This window comes from Natrialba sp. PRR66 (assembly GCF_034808065.1).
In the GTDB taxonomy this organism is placed as follows: Archaea; Halobacteriota; Halobacteria; order Halobacteriales; family Natrialbaceae; genus Natrialba; species Natrialba aegyptia.
Genome location: NZ_JAXHGN010000004.1, coordinates 139,507 through 157,999, shown reverse-complemented (window position 1 = coordinate 157,999; position 18,493 = coordinate 139,507). Strand labels below are relative to the sequence as shown.

Sequence of the window (18,493 nt, the reverse complement as noted above, 5' to 3'; positions counted from 1 at the left end):
CCGTTCAAAGCAAGGCCGTACGGACATGCGCCGTCCCTGTGTTCGGTCCGTCCGTCGAAGGAGTAGTTATATGATGGTCGTCGATAGTGATGGTAATGCATGCCAACCGAATTCGAAACGGCCAGTGTGGAGTTCGATGCTGAAACCGGAGTCGGCTCTCTCACGTTAAACCGCCCCGACTCACTGAACGCGCTCAGCGATCAGCTTCGATCCGACATCATCGCCGGATTAGAAGAACTCGAGGCAGAAAACGACGACGTCGACGGGATCGCACTTCGCGCAGTAGTGATCGAAGGTGCCGGCGGAAACTTCTGCGCCGGTGCAGACATCAACGAGTTCAGTGATTCCTCCCCCGGCGACAAGTCAGACCGATCTCACTACGAGTTCATCCGGAACTTTCCAGTTCCGGTCATTGCCAAGGTCAGTGGATACTGTCTCGGCGGTGGCCTTGAGACGGCGATGTGCTGTGACTTTCGGATCGCCCACGAGGAGGCGCGACTTGGCCTTGCGGAAGTCAATCTCGGGCTCATCCCCGGTGCAGGTGGCGTGCAGTTGCTCAGCGAACTCGCCTCCCCTGCTGCTGCGAAGGAAATCGCGATGACGGGCGACCACATCAGCGCCGACCGTGCATGCGAACTGAATCTCGTCCGTGAGGTCTACGGGGCGGAGTTCGACGATGCCGTCGCCGAGTTCGCCGAAACGATTGCGTCGAAGCCGCCGCTTGCGATTCAAGCGATCAAACGGTCGGCTGCTATCGCCGCACAGACCGGCGTTGAAGAAGGGGTTGCCTACGATCGACAACAGTTCGAGTCGCTGTTGGAAACTGAAGACCACAAGGAGGGCGTCCGGGCGTTCGCAGAAGACGACTACGAACCGACGTTCACAGGCCGATAACGGAACCGGTTGACCAGCAACACAGCGGATTTGCACCGAACACAACTGATACATCATCGATGGGAGATAGACAGGACACGATGGACGAGTACACCAACCTCGACGTTCGACACGACGATGGAATCGCCTGGGTAGCGATCGAGAGCGACAGTTCGATGAACTCGCTCAACGATACGCTGGTAACCGAACTCATGCACGTTGCGACTGGGTGTGATGAAGACGACGACGTACGATGTCTCGTTCTTCAGGGGTCTAATGGCGTTTTTTCCGCTGGCGGGAACATCACGTCCTTCGACGAGGATCAGGAGGTTGCAGCAGCGGACATTCGACGCGGTGCATCTGCCCTACACGACGTCATTACCCAACTCAAGCGGAACGAGACGCCGCTCGTGACGGGTATCAACGGGCCCGCCGTCGGCGCCGGATTTAGTCTTGCACTGCTCGGAGATATTTCGGTCATGCATGAAGACGCCTACCTCCAGTACGGCTATCCCGGTGTGGGGCTGACCGGTGACGGGTCCTCGACGTTTTATTTACCGCGGATCGTCGGTTTGCAGGAAGCAAAACGTATCGCCCTCCTCAACGAGCAGATTTCGCCGACCGAGGCGGACGAACTCGGACTTGTGACGGAAGTACCGGACGCTAACGCTTTCGACGATCGGCTCGCCGAAATCGCTGACCGGATCGCGCAGGGACCGACGAAGGCGCTCGGTCGCATCGCGCGACTGTTCGACGAAACGTACGCCCGGCAGTTACCCGATCAACTGGCCACCGAGACCGAACAGATGGCGGCCACCGTGAAGACCGACGACTATCTCGAGGGCGTCTCCGCATTCAAGGACAAGCGAGAGCCGGAGTTCACGGGACAGTAGATCGTCAGCTTAGGCGCTCCGAAGGTCTTCGAGGATGTCTTTCCAGTAGTCTCCACCGTCGAAGTTGAGTTGTATTCGATCCGCGGTTCCGCCGTACTTCTCGAGGATTTCGTCGGCGAGCGCGTTCGGCGGCGCATCGATGGCGAACGCGTGGACCATCTCGTCGGTCACGAGTTCGGTCATCTCGTCCCACTTGTCTTCCTTCGACAGTTCGTGGAGTTCCATGCCCACGTCTGTCCACCCGTGCGTCTCGAGGACATCGTGATAGGTTCGGGTCGACCCGTAGAACGCGATTCGTCGCTTCACTTCCTGTCGGCGCTTCTCGCGCTCGTCCTCGGTGGCGCCAGTGATGAGGAACGGGCTCGCGGAGAGCGTCACTTCGTCGGGATCTCGGTCGCCGATTTTAGCCCCCTTTTCGACTAGCGGGGCGATGACCTCGTCGGTGTACTTCGGCGTGTTGAACGCGTGCATACAGAGCCCGTCGGCCACGTCCCCGGCCATTTTGATGTTGTACTCGTTGACGCCCGCGACCCAGATATCCGGCGGCCCGACCTCGAGCGGGCCGGGATTGAACTCATCGGTCATCAGGGAGAACTGATAGAACTCTCCGTTGAAATCGAGGTCCGGTTCGTTCCCCTGAAACACGTCGAAGATGTGCCGGAGCGACAGCACTTCCTCGCGAAGTCTCGATCCCGGATGTTCCCACTCGAAGTCGACCGAAAATCGACGCTCGTTGTGGCCTTTGACCTGCGTTCCCAATCCGAGTACCATTCGTCCGCCAGAGAATCGTTGCAGACTCCACGCCATATACGCGAATATCATCGGCGAGCGAGTAAACGCCGTCGCGATGCGCGTCCCGATTGTCACAGACTCCGTCCGGTCTGCGATCAGCGAAAGCGGGAGAAACGGATCCTCGTCGAGTTCCGACGTGAAGACACCGTCGAACCCGAACTCCTCTGCTTTTGTAGCTAACTCGACTACCTCGGACGAAAGGCCAGCGACATTCGTATCGATCTGAATCTCTGCCATCTTCGCTGTCATTGTGTCGTGGAGTGTTAACGCTTTTCACTATCGAACCGATCAACTGCGGACCGAGCCCAGGATACCCCCATCCGATAAGAATATATATGTCGGTGAGAACGTACCACTATGTTCGACCGTAGCAAACGGTCCCTCCGGTCCGTTCCATCGGGTGCCCCTATCCCCACCGCTCGTGTAGGACCATCGACGACAGACCGGACCGTGCGAGACCGCACAAATGATGGACCGTCTCGTGAGAACCGACTGCTGGAACGTGGTCACTGATGCTTGCGCTGGATGATATCACCGTTCTCAGTCTCGAGAGCGGCGTGAGCGCCCCACTGTGTACCCGGATGCTCGGCGATTTCGGTGCCGAAGTAATCAAGGTCGAACGACCCGGCGTCGGCGACGTCAACCGATACTGGGACTCGGCCGTCTACGGAGACTCGTCGGCACACGTCTGGGTCGACCGAAACAAGCTGAGCATCGAGCTTGATCTCAAGTCCGACGAGGGATCAGAGATTTTCTCCGAACTCGCCGCCGAGGCGGACGTTGTTGTCCAAAACTACGCCCCAGGCGTCGTCGAGCGGCTCGGAGTCGATTACGACTCCGTCTCGGAGATCAACGAAAACGTGATCTATCTGAATATTTCTGGATACGGACGAACCGGCCCGTACAGCGATCGGAAGGCGTACGACCTCGTCATGCAAGGTGAATCCGGAGCGATCCTTATGAATGGGTCGCCCGACGAGCCGGCGAAAATCCCGCTCAGTATCTGCGACATCAACGCTGCGACTTACGGGACGATCGCCACGCTACTGTCGCTCTTCCATCGCGAACGGACCGGCAACGGCGACGAAATCGACGTCACGATGTTCGGCGGGATGCTCTCTTGGATGGGCTACTTCCCGCACAAGTACTGGCACAACGACGAACTTCCCGAGCGGATCGGAATGCGTCATCACCTGATCACGCCGTACGGACCATACAAAACGGCCGACAACCAGTATGTTAACTTCGCTATTTTGAGCGAGGCTCACTGGAAGGAGTTCTGCGTCGAGATCATCGATCGGCCTGCCCTCCTCACGGACGACCGCTTCGAGACGAACGAGGACAGGATCGACAACCGAGATGCGCTCGAGTCCACCATCGAATCGCTCATCGAGAGCGAACCGCGCGACCAGTGGGCCAAACACCTCTCCGAAAGCAGTATTCCCTGGGGCGACGTCAACCAGCTCGATGACGTGCTTGCTCACCCGCAGACAGAACACCTCGACCTCGTGAAGGAACTCAAGACCGATGACGGGCCCGTCCCGTACGTCGATAACCCGATCTCATTCGCCGACCTCGAGACAACCGCCGATCGAATGCCGGATCTCGGCGAGCACACCGACGATATTCTCGAGACGATCGGTTACAGCAGCGAGCAGATCGACGAACTACACGCGAAGGACGTCGTGTAAGGGCAAGGTCGATCGAACCCGGGGAGCGGGAGTTCTGCCGGCTTGAAGCCCGGTTCTGGTCCCGGTCCCGAATACGTGGCTTCAATAAGCGGATACTATAGTAGCTACTGCAAATCAAGATGGAATCCGCGTCCTTGACCTGATGCATCTGTTGCTCGGTCGTACGCGGCCCAACTCTCGCCGATTTGGGTGGGGAAGTCGCGGAGACCAGAGACGGAAAGTGGATGACGCTCGTAGCGCTCGAGCCGCAACTATCGGATGCGTTCTGTGAGGCAGTCGACCGAAAGAGGATTTATGTGCGAGGGAAATGAGGTATGCACACATGACTCAGCAGCCGGGTGACGGCGGCGGGGTATCCTTCGATACCGACGAAGAAACGTACCTTATTCTTCAGAGCCTTGATGACTTCGTTGAACAGGAGATCAAACCGATCGTCAACGATGTCGACGAGGAACTCACGAATCCACGTCTGGGACACGACGTGGATGGACGTATCGTCGACGACGTCCTCGACGCAATTGATGAAATCAGGAAGAAAAGCGCCGAAGCCGGCTTCTACGCGATGAACTTGCCTGAGGACGCTGGCGGAGACGATGTCTCGACTGTGACGTGGTATCGAGCGAACAAACGGCTCGCGGCGACGGGTGTTCCTCTCGCCGAACACGCGCTCGCCGGCCCCTCCGGACCGAAGCCGCTGCTCGCCCAGGCTGAAGGTGAGCAACGGGAGAAGTATCTCAAACCGTCGATGCGTGCGGAGAAGACGACTGCCTTCGGCCAAACAGAGCCAGGCGTCGGTTCGGACTCACCAAATATGGCCACTCGAGCCGAGAAAGACGGCGACGAGTGGGTCATCAACGGCACCAAACAGTGGATTACGAATGCCCCGTACGCGGACTTCATTCAGGTATTCGCACGGACGACGCCACAGGAAGAAGTCGGCCGCTACGGTGGCATCACCTGCTTCATCGTCGAAGAAGACGAGTATGAGATCGGCTCCTACAACAATGCCGTCGGTCGCGAGGGGATACAGGCAGAAGTCCATCTCAACGACGTCCAAGTCTCGGCGGATCGCGTCCTCGGCGAGGTCGATACTGCGTTCTACGATGCGATGTCGTTCCTCGGACTCGGCCGCGTCGAAATCGGCGCACGAGCGGTTGGAAACGCCGAGTGGCTCCTCGATAAAGCAACCGACTACGCGAACGAGCGTGAAGCGTTCGGCAACTCCATCGGTCAATTCCAGTCGGTTTCCCACAAGATCGCACGCGGTCGGGCGAACGCCTTCGCCGCGGATACCGTTGGACTCCGATGTGCATGGCAACTTGACCAAGGCGATGATGCCATCGCCGAATCGTCGATCCTGAAGTGGTTCGCGACGAATACGTTCTGGGAAATCGCCGACGATGTCGTCCAGATTCACGGTGCAAACGGACTCTCCGAAGAGAACCCATTCATGGACCGTTTGCACTACGCACGGACCCAGCGTATCGTCGAAGGCACCGACGAAATCCAGCTTAACACGATCGCGAAACAGTACGGCATTGAAATGTAACGTCGGTCCGATTCGACGTCTCTCGCACGACATCTTGCTCCTGAGCGCCTGACCACCGTTCCGTCGATTTCGTTTCTTTTTGTGGGTTAGTGGTTATAGTACACAAATCCGCTGTACAACCCCGCGATAGCGGTTAGGAAGTTGTTTCGGACTGCATCACGTTCGACTTGGATACCGCCCAGTCTATCGCAGCGATCGACGGACGAGATTACAAGCGCTCGATGATGGTCGCGACAGCCTGGCCGAAGCCGATACACATCGTCGACAGCGCGGTGTCCTGGCCGGTGCGCTCGAGTTCGTGCGCGAGTTTCGTCAGTAGCGCGCTGCCGGTTGCTCCAAGCGGGTGGCCGTGGGCGATTGCACCGCCGTTGACGTTCGTCTGCTCCAAGGAGATTCCCGTCTCCTCGAGCCAGGCGGTGACGACCGACGCGAACGCCTCGTTGACCTCGAACAGGTCGATATCGGACGGTTCCATGTCCGCCTTCTTGAGGACCCGTTCGGTCGCCGGGATGGGGCCGGTGAGCATCATGACGGGGTCGACACCGACAACCTCGGTCTGGACGATTCGGGCCATTGGATCCCAGCCGTGTTCCTCGGCAGCCTTTTCGCTCGCGATCAACAGAGCACTGGCCCCGTCGACGATGCCCGAAGAGTTGCCTGCGTGAATGACTCCCTCCCCTTCGCCGCGGAACACCAACGGCAGGTCGGTGAGCGTCTCGAGGTCCGTACCGGGTCGGGGATGTTCGTCCTGTTCGACGGTAACCGGCTCGCCGTCGAGTTCGGTCTCGACGGACACGAGTTGACTATCAAAGCGGCCTTCGTCGTGGGCCTGCTTCCAGCATCGGTGAGAATCGACGGCTATTTCGTCGAGTTCGCGCCGGGAGAAGCCCCATTCGGCGGCGACTCGCTCGGCGCTTTCGCCCTGGTGGACGAGTTCGTCGTAATGCTCGAAGTACGTCTCCGTCATATCGGGTTCGGCCGTCTTCCCGCTCCGATTGCTGGACATCGGGACACGGGTCATGTGTTCGACCCCGCCGGCGACGACGACATCGTGGAAGTCAGCACGGACGTTCGCCGCGGCCAAGTTCACCGACTGCTGTCCAGAGCCACACATCCGATCCAGTTGTACTCCTGGCACGGAGTCACCCCAGCCAGCGACCATGGGGGCGATCCGACCGATGTTCGAGCCTTGTTCGAAGACAGGCTTGACACAGCCGTAGATGACATCCTCGATAATCTCGGGCTCGAAGCCGTTGCGCTCCTCGAGTGCCATGAGTGGAGCGGCGGCGAGATCTTGGGGGTGAGTATCGCGAAACGAGCCGTTATGTTTTCCGAACGGTGTCCTGACGGCGTCGACAATTACAGCCTCAGTCATCATCAATTGGGATGACAAGACATACCGTATTAGGGATTATGGTAGGACAGATACATAACAGCGTCACTGAAGTACTTCGAGCTAGTCACGAACGATTTCGTAGTATTCGACGTATTTCACGTAGTCACAGCCGTCGAAATCGACTTCAATTGGAGGCATTGTAGCGCCACCGTTGGATTTCAACAGAGCAGGGAGCCGTTCCTTCGTCGCCTCGGCGAGCTCGTCGTAGTGACATACTCGTGAATCGCCTTGGATGTCAGTAGCATTGCAGTGAACGAGTTCATCATCCATGGAATTCGTTATCACGCCGAAGCTATTCAATGTTATCACCAGGCGTGTCGCATTCGTAATCAGCTAGTTGCGTACATCTTTGAAACATCACTATATACTCCTCTAAAACGGTGATTTTATGCGCTTTGACGGGCAGGAATATGCTGATGAAGATCCTAGTTACGGTTAAAGAAGTGGCGACCGTCGAAGATGAGTTCGAAATCGAGGGAACGGAGATTGCGGACCAGTATCTCGGTGCTGATCTCAACGAGTGGGACGACTACGCGATCGAAGAAGCTGTCCAGCTCCAGGAAGATGGCATTGCCGACGAGGTTGTGACCGTCACCATCGGGCCGGAGAACTGCGAACAGACCATCCGACAGGCCCTCGCGAAGGGCGCTGACCGCGCCGTCCGCGTCTGGGATAATGCACTCGACGGCGTCGATCTGCTGGATGTCGGTGCGAAAACCGAGATCCTCAGCGCTGTCGTCGAGGCCGAGGATCCTGATCTCGTCCTGAGCGGCGTCCAGGCCGGCGACGACAGCTTCGGCGCGACCGGCGTCTCGGTCGCCAACAATCTCGGCTACCAGTGGGGTGCCGTCGTCAACCACCTCGAGCACGACCTCACCGATGGAGTCGCTACACTGCGGCGCGAACTCGAAGGTGGCGTCGAGGAACTCACTGAGATCGAACTGCCTGCCGTCATGACGATCCAGACGGGTATCAACGAGCCCCGCTACGCCAGCCTCCGGGGCATCCGCCAGGCCCAGCGCAAGGAGCTCGATGTCCAGAACCTCGGCGACCTCGGCGTCGACGAGAGCGCCATCGAAAGCGACCTCGAGCTGATCGACATGTACGAGCCCGAAAGCGAGAGTGACGTCACGGTCTGGGAGGGCAGCGCCGACGAGACAGCCGCCGAACTCGGTGACCTCCTTCGCGACGAGGGGGTGGCACAATGACGGACGTCCTCGCAGTCGCGGACCACCGCCGCGGCAACCTTCGCGACGTGAGCTACGAGCTCATCACCGCCGGGAGCGAACTCGCCGACGAGACCGGTGGCGACCTCCACCTCGCGGTCATCAGCGGCACCGTCGACGAGTTCGCTGAGACGGTAAACCGAGAGGGCGTCGACGCCATCCACACCGTTTCCCACGGCGAGGAGTTCAACCATGACGTCTACACCCAGGCAATCGCCCAGCTCTACGATGAACTCGCACCGCAGTATGTGCTGACGCCCAACAGCGTCAATGGGCTCGACTACGCGCCCGCAGTCGCCACCGAACTCGAACTGCCGATCGTCACCGACGCGGTCGATCTCGAGACAGACGGCGAGACGCTCGTCGCGACCCGCGAGATGTACGGTGGAAAGGTCGAGACGACGACCGAACTCGACGGCGAGACCATCGTCACGATCCGCGGTGCCGAGTGGCCCGCCGCCGAGGGAACCGGCGATGCCGCCATCGGGGACTTCAATGCGGACATCGACGAGGACGCCATCGGCTCTACGGTGACCGGCTTCGAGGAAGTCGGTGGCGGCGACATCGACATCAGCGAGGCCGACCTACTCGTCTCGATCGGTCGCGGTATCGAAGAGGAGGAGAACCTCGATCTGATCCGCGAACTGGCCGACACGCTCGACGCGACGCTCTCGTCTTCGCGTCCGATTGTCGACAACGGCTGGCTGCCCAAAAATCGGCAGGTCGGCCAGTCCGGGAAGGTCGTCACGCCCGACGTCTACATCGCGATCGGTATCTCCGGCGCAGTGCAACACGTCGCTGGGATGAAGGGCTCGGACACGATTATCGCGATCAACACGGACCCGAACGCGCCGATCATGGACATCGCCGACTACGCGATCCACGACGATCTCTTCGACGTCGTCCCTGAACTCATCGACGAGTTCCAGTAATCGAAGCGGTGACGAAGCCCGCGGCTTCAACTGAAGCAGTAGCGGAGTCCCTTTCCTCAAGGAACGAGCAAAGCGAGTGAGTAGGGAGGGGAGGAGCGCGTTCGTATAGTTTACAAACACCGGTCTATAAGTAGCTACACGACCACATTGAAGTTGTGGCAGACGACTACGTGCGACGGACGGCAATCACTCATCTTGAGGTTACTGACGAGCAACGCGACCTTCTCGAAGAGACCATCTCCGAGTGGAAGCGTGGTTGCCAGATCGCCACTGATATGGCGTGGGAAAAATGCAACGCCAAAAGCGACGTGCAACCCCTCGCCTACGACGATGTACGCGCTCAAACGGACCTTGGTAGTCAGCACGCGATTCTCGCCACCCATCAAGCTGCACAAGCCATCACCGGCTGTATCGAACGCCTATCTAAAGACAAGAAGGCGAGCAAGCCTACCTTTACCGCACCCACGGTGAAGTACGACAGCCGGACGATGACGTTGTTTGAGGACGACACCGTTTCTCTCTCCACAACGGAGAGCAGAGTCCGGTGTCCGCTTGATCTTCCCGAATCCGACGATGGCTACCAGCGACAGTACCTCGAATCGGACACGTGGAGCGTCACAGAAAGCACACTCACTGCCCGTGACGGCGACTACTTCTTGCATATCGGCTTCCGCCGACCGAAGAATGATGCTGAGAGGAACACCGCCGAGGACGGAACAGTCCTCGGGGTTGACCTCGGCATCGAAAACATTGCTGTCACCAGTACCGCCTACTTTTTCAGCGGCGGGAGTTAACCCACAACCTCCGCGAGTTCGAAAAAATACGCGCCAGACTCCAACAGACCGGGACGCGAAGCGCCCACCGAACGCTCGAACAGTCGAGTGGGCGCGAACTCCGTTACGTTCGCGACGTGCTACATAGAGCCTCGAACGCGATTGTAGATGAAGCACTCCGATATGAGTGCGACGTAATCGCGTTCGAGAACCTGACCGATATCCGCGATCGCACAGGCGCGTCGTGGGGTCACAAATGGGCGTTCCGAACGCTGTACGAACAGGTGGAGTACAAGGCCGAAGCGGTGGGGGTTTCGGTGAAGCAAGTCGGTTCAGCGTACACGTCGAAACGGTGCGCCGAATGTGGATTCACGGCAGACGAGAATCGCCCGGCACGCAACGACTTCCACTGTGTGAAGTGCGAGTCGGAGGCGAACGCGGATTACAACGCGGTCGCCGGACTACGTCCGGCGCGCAGCAAAGTCGCTACGCGACTTTGCGACGGCGAAGAACATCGGAATGCGGTATGTCCGTCGGGGCCAACAGTCGTCTCGGCGGACGGGCAACAGTCAGCTTGCCCTAAAGTCTGGAACAGTGACGCCAAGTGGCGGATTTACCGCCCACCCGGAAGGGTTTGAGGCCGAGTTCATGGACAAGCCCCACCCTCCACGAGCGAACCCGTCAGGGTGAGCGAAGTAGGGTGGGTAGTTGACTTGAGCCGCGTGTACTGAATTCGTCTCACTCACAGAAACGGTCGGCACGATTCTGATCGGCGGGCCCGTTCGAGACCGCAGCCAGGAGGTCAGACCGTCTGAGATACGTCCACAGTACTCGAAAGTGTATGTTCTGCATTACGGAACAAACACGGGAAGGAATTCACTCCGAGGAAGACACACAAGATATGATATCCGACGCGAAACGGACGCGATAGCGGGTGTCGAGTGGCCGATCGACGGTAGCGAAGCAGTATGCTTTCCAAGCGTATGGTTGGTAAGATACGGCATCACCCAGAACGCTTGGTGACGGCAACAGTTATCGATACGTTCGCTAGGAAGGAACGACATCGCGGGCAGTAGTTTGGCGATTATCGGATCACCGTGTCGATTTATCGGGTTTTAGATAGCGACTGATGGCTCTATTCCGTTCGAGAATACGGAACTACGAACGGTCCTGACCGTGAGTCGGTAGTATTCTACCCTCGTTTGCGGTCGGATCCGGTTTCCGTATGAGCCGAGAACGCCAACCTTCGATTCCGACTGGTACCGACGCTCCAAAGGGCGTCAGTCGTCCTCATTCGTCCGTTACCGTGCTGTTCACTGTCCAACGCCCGATTCAGCTATCGACTGCCTGGAGATCGGTGAATCGATCGAAGACTGGGCCTTCGGTACGCCCACGCTCGATCACAACGGTCACTCCTTCTCTTCGTCATCGACAACACGAAATATCGTTCGCCGCCGCCGATAGCTACGACAAGTCGGCCGATCACTATGATCTCGGATGGACTGTTAGTTCGGTAGCTGCTGTCAGATTCGACTGGAATCGGTGTCTATTGATCCGATAGCTACATGCCAGGTCGTGTTAATCGTAGGCATGTGCCATTATCAGACGTTTCCGTAATCGATTGCGGACAGGTGATCGCTGGTCCGCTGTGTGCGACCTTTCTCGCCGATCTGGGCGCGGACGTTCTCAAGATCGAGCCCCCGAACGGCGAAATGTATCGCAGCTACCGGCGGACGCTTAACGGGGAGCCGTACAACCCGGGCTTCGAGTTGTTCAACCGGAACAAGCGGGCGCTCTCGATCGATCTAAAGTCCGATGAAGGGGAAGAGATAATCCACGATCTCATCGAGGAGACCGATGTCTTCGTGCAAAATTGGCCACCCGGCGTTGCAGAGCGCCTCGGGGTCGATTACGAAACCCTTCGCGATATCAACGAGGACCTCATTTACGTCCACGTCACGGGATATGGTCAGTCCGGACCGATGGCGGATTTACCCGGAATGGACGCGATGACACAGCACGTCTCGGGCTTTACGAGTCTGCTCGGCTACGACGACGACCGTCCGCCGATCCGCTCCCAGTCGTCGCTCGCCGACTACTTCGCAGCCTACAGCGCAACGATCAGTGTGCTCGGGGCGCTTATCGACCTGGACTCCACCGGCGGCCAGAAAGTGGAGATTTCGCTACTCGAGGCGCTCGCACACAACCTCGATGCGGCCTACGAGTTCTACAACAACCTCGGTGAGGAGCTAGAGCGGGGCGGACGGAACCTCTACTATCAGCCGGACATGCTCTACGGCGCGGCCGAGGCGACCGACGGCTACGTGTCCGTCGCGTTACTGTTGTACTCCGATCGGATCTGGCGAGCGTACTGTGAACTCCTCGATCGGCCGGAGCTGCTGGAGAAGGAGCGCTATCAAACCGTCGAGGGGCGGGTCGACGACGCCGAGTGGCTCCGCTCGCAGTTCGAGGACTGGCTCGTGGATCAGTCGGTCGAAGATGCGGTCGAAACGCTCAATGACCGTGGGATCCCCGCCGCCCCGTACCAGACGATCGCCGAAGCGGCGGAAATGGAGCACATGGACGAACTCGGCGTCTTCGAGGAGATCGAACACCCGCGGTACGAGGAACTGACATTGACGTCGACGCCGCTTTCGTTGTCCGAATCCGACGTCTCCCTTCGAAGCCGTGCGCCGTTTCTCGGGGAGCACAACCGCGATGTGCTCCGCGAACGCGGCTATGACGAGGACGAAATAGCGGCACTCGTCGAACGCGGCGTACTCACCGAGACCGAGTGACGAGGCGATCGATCGACGAGCGGCGACGTAGCTGACTGCTTGTGCAATTCGTTCGTGTCGATTTCGGCGACAGGGCATCGACGTGCGTCTCGCAGTCGATTTCGTTCCCTTCTCCCCGAATCGAAACGCCATCGCAGTGATTCCCACGAGCGCGTCTCCTTTCGTACTCGAGGACGTCATGCACGGCTGGGTCGGCCCGCAGCCGAGAGCACACCTTGGACTGACGCCTACTAGCCTCTGTCACTCGGTCCCGCGGCACCGGCCTCAATCATTCGCTCGATCTGTTCATCGGAGTAACCGAGTTCTTCGAGGACCGCACGCGTGTGTTCGCCTTGGGCGGGCGGGCGATCGCCGAGATCTGGCCGCCCGTCGGTCGTCGAGAACGGTGGGTTTGCGGTTTTGACCGGCGTGTCCGTGTAGAGGTTGTGCGAGTCGGTGAGCATATTTCGCGCCTCGAGATGGGGATCTTCGGTGACTTCGTCGATGTGCTGGAGCGGGCCGGCCGGAACGCCGGCAGAGGCCAGTCGCTCGCAGAGGTCCTGCCGATCGTAGATCCTGAACTCGTCGTTTAGTATCTCGCGGAGCTCAGTCCGGTTTTCCCACCGCTGCTCGTTCGTATGGAACCGTTCGTCGGTGATCAGGTCCTCCCGATCGATGGTTTCGCACAACCGCTCGAAGAAGTGATCGTTGACTACGCTGAGGTAGAACGGTTCGTCGTCCGCCGCGTGGAACACTTCGTTCGGTGCCAGTCCGGCGAATCCGGTTCCGGACCGCTCCGGGGGCTCGCCGGTGCCGGTGTAGTGGGCGATCCAGTAGCCCATCCAGGCGGTCGCGACTTCGAACAGGTTCACGTCGATGTACTCGCCGGCACCCGTCTGCTCGCGCTCGAGCAGCGCCGACGCAAGGAGGAATGCCGCGGTTGTGCCGGTACCCCAGTCGATCACGCTTGCGCCGATCCGAACCGGCGGTCGGTCTTTGTAGCCGATGGTGGACATCAATCCGCTCATCGACTGGATAATCGGATCATACGCCGGCCACTCGGTGTACGGACCCTCCTGTCCGAATCCGGTGAGTGAGAGATAGACGACATCCTCATTGGTTTCCGAGACCGACTCGTAGTCGAGCCCGAACTTCTCGACGACGCCCGGTCGAAAGCTCTCGACGACGACGTCCGTCTGGTCGGCGAGCTCCCTCGCCGCCGTTTGCCCCTCGTCGGTTTTCATGTCGAGACAGACGCTCCGCTTCCCGGCGAGGTTGACGGAAGAGAACATTGCCCCGTCGAGCAGGCCACGGAACGTATCTCCTTCCGGTGGTTCTACTTTAACGACGTTGGCTCCGAGCATCGACAGAAACTGCGTCGAGACGGGGCCAGCGATCGATTGAGTCAGGTCCAGCACGTCAATCTCTTCGAACGGCTGCATGTTCCTTCCAATCGAGTGGTGGGCCCAAAACAGTACCGGACGGTTTTCGCGCATTCCCTCGCTCCTCCGTTTCGACCGAGTTGGGGAATCGCGTCGTAACGTTGCCACCGTCAGTACTCGTAAGATCTCGAACTGACGTTCCTCCCGGTTCGCCCTCCGAAACGAGTTCACGGAAATACGACGCAGGTTCGTACCTCGTAGCGCCGTACTGTTCGCGTAAGGACTCGAACGACCACTCGATGCGCTGGTAGTTCCTCGCCGATTTCCTCTTGGACGATCCGCATCGTACTATCGTGGCCGGCCAGCACGGTGACTTCAGTGATTCCCTGACCCTGCACTGCTTTGGGCGTCCCCCGGCCGATAGACCGGACCAAAAGAGGTAATTGACCTCTTGACAAACTCCTGGCTAATGGTATCTGTTGACACAGAACTCGTAGAACTGAACCGTTCGGCGGATCTCCTCCAGATACGGCTGAATCGACCGGATAGTCTCAATGCACTGGTACCCGAGATGATCAATGGACTTCACGACGTATTCACCCAGGTCTCTGACGAAGCAGGTCTCGGGGTCCTGATAACGGGGAAGGGCCGGGTGACGTCTGCGGGAATGGACACCGAAATTGTGGCGGGCGACTACTACGAAGAGTATCCGGAACTCGACGACACCTTACAGGAGGCGTACCGATTGATCGAGACCCATCCCGGTCCCGTCGCGATCGCCGGCAAGGGCGCGCTGGTCGGCGCGGCCGCGATTATCTCGCTTTCCTGCGAGTTTGTCGTCCTCGGCGACGACGCGACGTTCGTCATTCCGGAGGTGAAATACGGGATTGCTCCGCAGCGTGCCGCCGATCAGTTACTCAACCTCGTCGGGCGGAAACCGGCGGCGGAGTTGCTGTTGACCGGCAAGGAGATCGACGCGCAACGCGCTCGGTCGCTCGAACTCGCGACCGACGTCGTCCCCGCCGACACGGCCGAAGACCGCGCTCGGGAGTTGCTCACGACCGTCGGCGAAAACGACGCCGAGACCGTCGCGGAACTGATTGGTCTGTTGAATCGGCGAGGGGACGACGCGTGAGTGACGTTCCACCGGCGGACGAATCGTTCGAAGTGAGCCGGGATAGCTGGTCCGACGACCTCCCCCGAACGCTGTCGTTTCCCGCCGGACGGCGGCCAGTCCACGAGTACGTTCGCATCCACGCTCGGAACCGCCCCGAAGAGTCGGCCGTGACGTTCTACGGCCGGACGCTTTCGTGGCGCGAACTGAACTTGCTCACCGACGCGTTCGCCGAATCGATGCGGGCACGCGGTTATGGTCAAGGGGACGTCTGCGGCGTCTACCTCCAGAACTCGCCGCAGTTTCTCATCACCTACTACGGCGCCCACAGGGCCGGAATGACCGTCACACCGATCAATCCGCAATTCAAAGCGCCCGCCGTCGCCAGACAGCTCGACGACAGCGGTACCGACGTGCTGGTGACCCACACGGATTCGATCGATGTCGCGCGCGAGTCGATCGCCGACGTGCACGTCTCCGACATCGTCGTGACGGCATACGGCGAATTCATCGGGAGCGTCGACGAGTCGGTCTTGCCGTCGGTCGTTGCTGACGAGTCGTCGGTCAACACAGCGGTTGGTGACGAGATGATCTTCGAGAAACTGCTTGCAGAAGATCACTCGGTTGACCTCCCTGACGTCGCCCTCGACGAGACGGCTCTCCTCCAATACACGGGCGGCACAACCGGGTTGCCGAAAGGATGTATTCATACCCACTGGAACCTGCTGTTCAAAGCGACGACGACCGCGCAAGTGCGGGGATACGAATCGCCGGACGTGCTCCTCGGGACGATGCCGCTGTTCCACGTTGCGGGGAAACAGCGGTACTGCGACGCCTTGGCGGTTACCGGCTGTCACGCGGTTCTCCTCGCCCGGTACGATCCCGAAGCGGTGATGGCAGCGATCGATGAACACGAGGTCACATCGACGTGGCTCGCAGTGCCGTCCATACAAGAAATCATCGGCCGTTCCGATGTCGGGCAGTACGACCTCACTTCGCTGTCGGACCGACGCGAGTTCACCAACTGTTCGAGCTTTGGGACGACGCTGACGCGGGAACTGAGCGACGCGTGGCGAGAGCTGACCGGGGCCTACGTTCAGGAATCCGGCTACGGGCTCACGGAAACCCACACGACGGACACGCACACGTACGGCAACTCTCGAACCGAACCCGGATTCGTCGGCCAGCCGTGTTACGGGGTCGAGATCGAAATCCGCGACTTCGAGACGAACGAACCGCTCCCGGCCGGGGACTCAGGAGAAATCGTCCTCCGGTCGCCTTCGGTGATGGAAGGCTACCTGAACCGACCGGACGCGACGGACGACGTCCTCCAATCGGATGGCTTCCTCCACACCGGTGATGTGGGCCGGCTGACCGACGACGGCTACCTGTACTTTCTGGGGCGACGAAAAGACACGCTCAAGGTGTCCGGTCATACCGTCTCTCCCCGCGAGGTCGAGGTCGTGCTCTCGGAACACGATGCCATCGACGACGTGATCGTCGTCGGTGCGCCCCACGAGCGACGCGGGTCGGTGCTCGAGGCTCACGTTATCCCGACCGACGCGGCGGCAGTGGGGGAGCGACTCCAGAACGTGATCTTCGAGTTCGCCGAGCGGAATCTCGCGGAGTACAAGGTTCCAAAGGAAGTCGTTCGCTGCGACTCGTTTCCCCGGACCGATGTCGGGAAAGTCGACCGCGTCGCCTATCGGGAGGAGCTTCCGGACGGCTATCAGTAACTCGGCCTCACCGCATCGGCTCGTCGCCGTTGACGTGCAACGGCTCGCCGGTAACGAACCACGCGTCGCAGAGGTATACCACTGCGCTTGCGACGTCTGCTGGCCGTTCGAGTGCCTCGAGCGCGTTTCGAAGCGCGCTCATACTCAGAGCACGCCCTGGTCGTTGAAGAACGACTGTGCACCCGGGTGCATCTCGACATCGGGGATCTCTGACGGTGGTCCGGCGAGCGCTTCAACGTCCTCCCAGTCCTCGGCGAGAGCGTGATATTCAGACACTTCCTCGAGATTCTCGACGATCATCTCGAGGAGGTCGTAGACGACATCTTCGCCTATGTCGGCTTTGACGAACGTGTTGTAGACCGTGGAGGTCCAGTACTCCTCGTCGCGGTCGCCGTAGTCTGGTCCCGGGGCATCCTCCGCACTGATGTACTCGCCCGTCAGCGGTCGGTCATCTCCTTCGATGGATTCGACGACCTCGTCCGGCCAAGTCAGCAGCCACGCGTTGTTGTTGATCGAGTACTGTTCCTCGACGTAGCTCGGCGTCAACGACGCGTTGATTCGGATGTCGCTCACGATGTCGGCCGTCCCCTCGCTGAGTGCGGAGCCCTCTTCACCATATCCAAGCGCGAGTTCGTCGTAGTCGCCGAGGTCGATCGCGTGTTCGAGCTGTGCCTCCATCTGGGTCCGCATCGCCGTTCCCACCGGATTCGGGTTCACTGACAGTCCTCCGAGGTCGGTCACCGATTCGGCGGTATCTCGATCGCGTGCGGTGAGACCGCCCTGGATATTGTAATACCAGAACACCGATTGGATCTCGTTCTCGAGTGGATTATCCTCGTATTCGCCGATCTCATTGGCGATTTGCCACGCATTGAGGGAGTCGGTGTATGCGATGTCGGCGGTGCCGTTGTCCAGTTGCCGCATACTCTGTAACGCGCCGTCCGATGGCCGCGCGTCGACAGTGAACTCGTCTTGTTGGTCGGCGACGGCAGCGATTCCCTGTGAGAGCTGATAGGCGGCCGTATCCTCCGTCGAAGTCCGCATCTGGATCGTGTCGCCGCTGCCACCGCCCAGTTCGTCGAGCGAATCGAGACAGCCCGCCAGTCCGAACGCACCGGTGGCTCCAATCGCTGTTAGTGTCTTTCGGCGGGTTGAATTTCGGTAACCCATACCACACTAAAGAGAACTATCATGCATATATGTATCGGAGAACGGCATTATTACTCCCCGGTCGGACACCGATGCTCGGAGCTATGATGATTTATTGCCATACCAATCAAGCGAGACGGCATCGCGCTATTTGCACGTTCGCGGCGCGGTGGCGTCGTCGCCGCGTCGCTTGAGGTGGTTCTACCACTA

15 protein-coding genes and 1 pseudogene are annotated in these 18,493 nt (G+C 59.4%); 10 read left to right on the top strand and 6 right to left on the bottom strand.

The window, feature by feature from the left end:
- The first annotated feature begins 99 nt into the window (after nucleotides 1-99).
- Complete coding sequence (locus SM755_RS14870) at nucleotides 100-894, top strand: enoyl-CoA hydratase/isomerase family protein (RefSeq protein ID WP_323173350.1); 795 nt, start codon at nucleotides 100-102, stop codon at nucleotides 892-894.
- Between the two features lie 59 nt (nucleotides 895-953).
- Nucleotides 954-1,766, top strand: coding sequence for an enoyl-CoA hydratase-related protein (locus SM755_RS14865; protein WP_323173349.1), 813 nt, complete (start codon nucleotides 954-956; stop codon nucleotides 1,764-1,766).
- 9 nt (nucleotides 1,767-1,775) lie between these two features.
- Here SM755_RS14865 and SM755_RS14860 read toward each other — a convergent pair whose 3' ends face one another.
- Complete coding sequence (locus SM755_RS14860) at nucleotides 1,776-2,795, bottom strand: TIGR03617 family F420-dependent LLM class oxidoreductase (protein ID WP_323173348.1); 1,020 nt, start codon at nucleotides 2,793-2,795, stop codon at nucleotides 1,776-1,778.
- Between the two features lie 275 nt (nucleotides 2,796-3,070).
- Here SM755_RS14860 and SM755_RS14855 point away from each other — a divergent pair, with 275 nt between their 5' ends.
- Together SM755_RS14855 and SM755_RS14850 are read left to right on the top strand one after the other, a co-directional pair.
- On the top strand, nucleotides 3,071-4,249 hold the full coding sequence (locus SM755_RS14855) for a CaiB/BaiF CoA-transferase family protein (RefSeq protein WP_323173347.1): 1,179 nt from the start codon (nucleotides 3,071-3,073) through the stop codon (nucleotides 4,247-4,249).
- A 322-nt stretch (nucleotides 4,250-4,571) separates the two neighbouring features.
- Complete coding sequence (locus SM755_RS14850) at nucleotides 4,572-5,798, top strand: acyl-CoA dehydrogenase family protein (protein ID WP_323173346.1); 1,227 nt, start codon at nucleotides 4,572-4,574, stop codon at nucleotides 5,796-5,798.
- Between the two features lie 208 nt (nucleotides 5,799-6,006).
- Here the strand turns inward: SM755_RS14850 and SM755_RS14845 are convergent, their stop codons facing one another.
- Both SM755_RS14845 and SM755_RS14840 read right to left on the bottom strand, forming a co-directional pair.
- Nucleotides 6,007-7,173 (bottom strand): thiolase family protein, encoded by a 1,167-nt coding sequence (locus SM755_RS14845; RefSeq protein ID WP_323173687.1) that lies wholly within the window; start codon nucleotides 7,171-7,173, stop codon nucleotides 6,007-6,009.
- An 81-nt stretch (nucleotides 7,174-7,254) separates the two neighbouring features.
- Complete coding sequence (locus SM755_RS14840) at nucleotides 7,255-7,464, bottom strand: hypothetical protein (RefSeq protein ID WP_323173345.1); 210 nt, start codon at nucleotides 7,462-7,464, stop codon at nucleotides 7,255-7,257.
- 146 nt (nucleotides 7,465-7,610) lie between these two features.
- On the opposite strand from SM755_RS14840, the gene SM755_RS14835 reads away from it, so the two are divergent.
- The 4 genes and pseudogenes from SM755_RS14835 (at nucleotide 7,611) to SM755_RS14820 (ending at nucleotide 12,923) form a co-directional block, all read left to right on the top strand.
- Nucleotides 7,611-8,402 carry an electron transfer flavoprotein subunit beta/FixA family protein gene (locus tag SM755_RS14835; RefSeq protein ID WP_323173344.1) on the top strand — a complete coding sequence of 264 codons (792 nt, stop codon included), beginning with the start codon at nucleotides 7,611-7,613 and terminating at the stop codon, nucleotides 8,400-8,402.
- Nucleotides 8,399-9,352 (top strand): electron transfer flavoprotein subunit alpha/FixB family protein, encoded by a 954-nt coding sequence (locus tag SM755_RS14830; RefSeq protein ID WP_323173343.1) that lies wholly within the window; start codon nucleotides 8,399-8,401, stop codon nucleotides 9,350-9,352. The genes SM755_RS14835 and SM755_RS14830 overlap by 4 nt, the downstream gene beginning before the upstream one ends.
- Before the next feature lie 155 nt (nucleotides 9,353-9,507).
- A pseudogene (locus tag SM755_RS14825) lies at nucleotides 9,508-10,815 on the top strand (RNA-guided endonuclease InsQ/TnpB family protein).
- 902 nt (nucleotides 10,816-11,717) lie between these two features.
- Nucleotides 11,718-12,923: a CoA transferase gene (locus SM755_RS14820; protein ID WP_323173342.1), complete on the top strand. Its 1,206-nt coding sequence runs from the start codon at nucleotides 11,718-11,720 to the stop codon at nucleotides 12,921-12,923.
- A 230-nt stretch (nucleotides 12,924-13,153) separates the two neighbouring features.
- Here SM755_RS14820 and SM755_RS14815 read toward each other — a convergent pair whose 3' ends face one another.
- A complete protein-coding gene (locus tag SM755_RS14815) occupies nucleotides 13,154-14,344 on the bottom strand; it encodes a CaiB/BaiF CoA-transferase family protein (protein ID WP_323173341.1) in 1,191 nt (396 codons plus the stop codon).
- A 409-nt stretch (nucleotides 14,345-14,753) separates the two neighbouring features.
- On the opposite strand from SM755_RS14815, the gene SM755_RS14810 reads away from it, so the two are divergent.
- Together SM755_RS14810 and SM755_RS14805 are read left to right on the top strand one after the other, a co-directional pair.
- A complete protein-coding gene (locus SM755_RS14810) occupies nucleotides 14,754-15,419 on the top strand; it encodes an enoyl-CoA hydratase/isomerase family protein (RefSeq protein ID WP_323173340.1) in 666 nt (221 codons plus the stop codon).
- Nucleotides 15,416-17,134, top strand: a complete 1,719-nt coding sequence (locus SM755_RS14805; protein ID WP_323173339.1) for an AMP-binding protein — start codon at nucleotides 15,416-15,418, stop codon at nucleotides 17,132-17,134. Before SM755_RS14810 ends, SM755_RS14805 begins: the two co-directional genes overlap by 4 nt.
- A 7-nt stretch (nucleotides 17,135-17,141) precedes the next feature.
- Here SM755_RS14805 and SM755_RS14800 read toward each other — a convergent pair whose 3' ends face one another.
- Complete coding sequence (locus SM755_RS14800) at nucleotides 17,142-17,276, bottom strand: hypothetical protein (protein ID WP_323173338.1); 135 nt, start codon at nucleotides 17,274-17,276, stop codon at nucleotides 17,142-17,144.
- A 2-nt stretch (nucleotides 17,277-17,278) separates the two neighbouring features.
- Nucleotides 17,279-18,304 carry a TAXI family TRAP transporter solute-binding subunit gene (locus SM755_RS14795; protein ID WP_323173337.1) on the bottom strand — a complete coding sequence of 342 codons (1,026 nt, stop codon included), beginning with the start codon at nucleotides 18,302-18,304 and terminating at the stop codon, nucleotides 17,279-17,281.
- Between the last annotated feature and the right edge of the window lie 189 nt (nucleotides 18,305-18,493).

Bases quoted from the DNA above. Each gene is read 5' to 3' on its own strand.
- SM755_RS14840 (WP_323173345.1), bottom strand. From the start codon at position 7,464: ATGGATGATGAACTCGTTCACTGCAATGCTACTGACATCCAAGGCGAT.
- SM755_RS14845 (WP_323173687.1), bottom strand. From the start codon at position 7,173: ATGACTGAGGCTGTAATTGTCGACGCCGTCAGGACACCGTTCGGAAAA.
- SM755_RS14795 (WP_323173337.1), bottom strand. From the start codon at position 18,304: ATGGGTTACCGAAATTCAACCCGCCGAAAGACACTAACAGCGATTGGA.
- SM755_RS14835 (WP_323173344.1), top strand. From the start codon at position 7,611: ATGAAGATCCTAGTTACGGTTAAAGAAGTGGCGACCGTCGAAGATGAG.
- SM755_RS14865 (WP_323173349.1), top strand. From the start codon at position 954: ATGGGAGATAGACAGGACACGATGGACGAGTACACCAACCTCGACGTT.
- SM755_RS14870 (WP_323173350.1), top strand. From the start codon at position 100: ATGCCAACCGAATTCGAAACGGCCAGTGTGGAGTTCGATGCTGAAACC.
- SM755_RS14830 (WP_323173343.1), top strand. From the start codon at position 8,399: ATGACGGACGTCCTCGCAGTCGCGGACCACCGCCGCGGCAACCTTCGC.
- SM755_RS14855 (WP_323173347.1), top strand. From the start codon at position 3,071: ATGCTTGCGCTGGATGATATCACCGTTCTCAGTCTCGAGAGCGGCGTG.
- SM755_RS14850 (WP_323173346.1), top strand. From the start codon at position 4,572: ATGACTCAGCAGCCGGGTGACGGCGGCGGGGTATCCTTCGATACCGAC.
- SM755_RS14800 (WP_323173338.1), bottom strand. From the start codon at position 17,276: ATGAGCGCGCTTCGAAACGCGCTCGAGGCACTCGAACGGCCAGCAGAC.
- SM755_RS14815 (WP_323173341.1), bottom strand. From the start codon at position 14,344: ATGCAGCCGTTCGAAGAGATTGACGTGCTGGACCTGACTCAATCGATC.
- SM755_RS14860 (WP_323173348.1), bottom strand. From the start codon at position 2,795: ATGGCAGAGATTCAGATCGATACGAATGTCGCTGGCCTTTCGTCCGAG.
- SM755_RS14810 (WP_323173340.1), top strand. From the start codon at position 14,754: ATGGTATCTGTTGACACAGAACTCGTAGAACTGAACCGTTCGGCGGAT.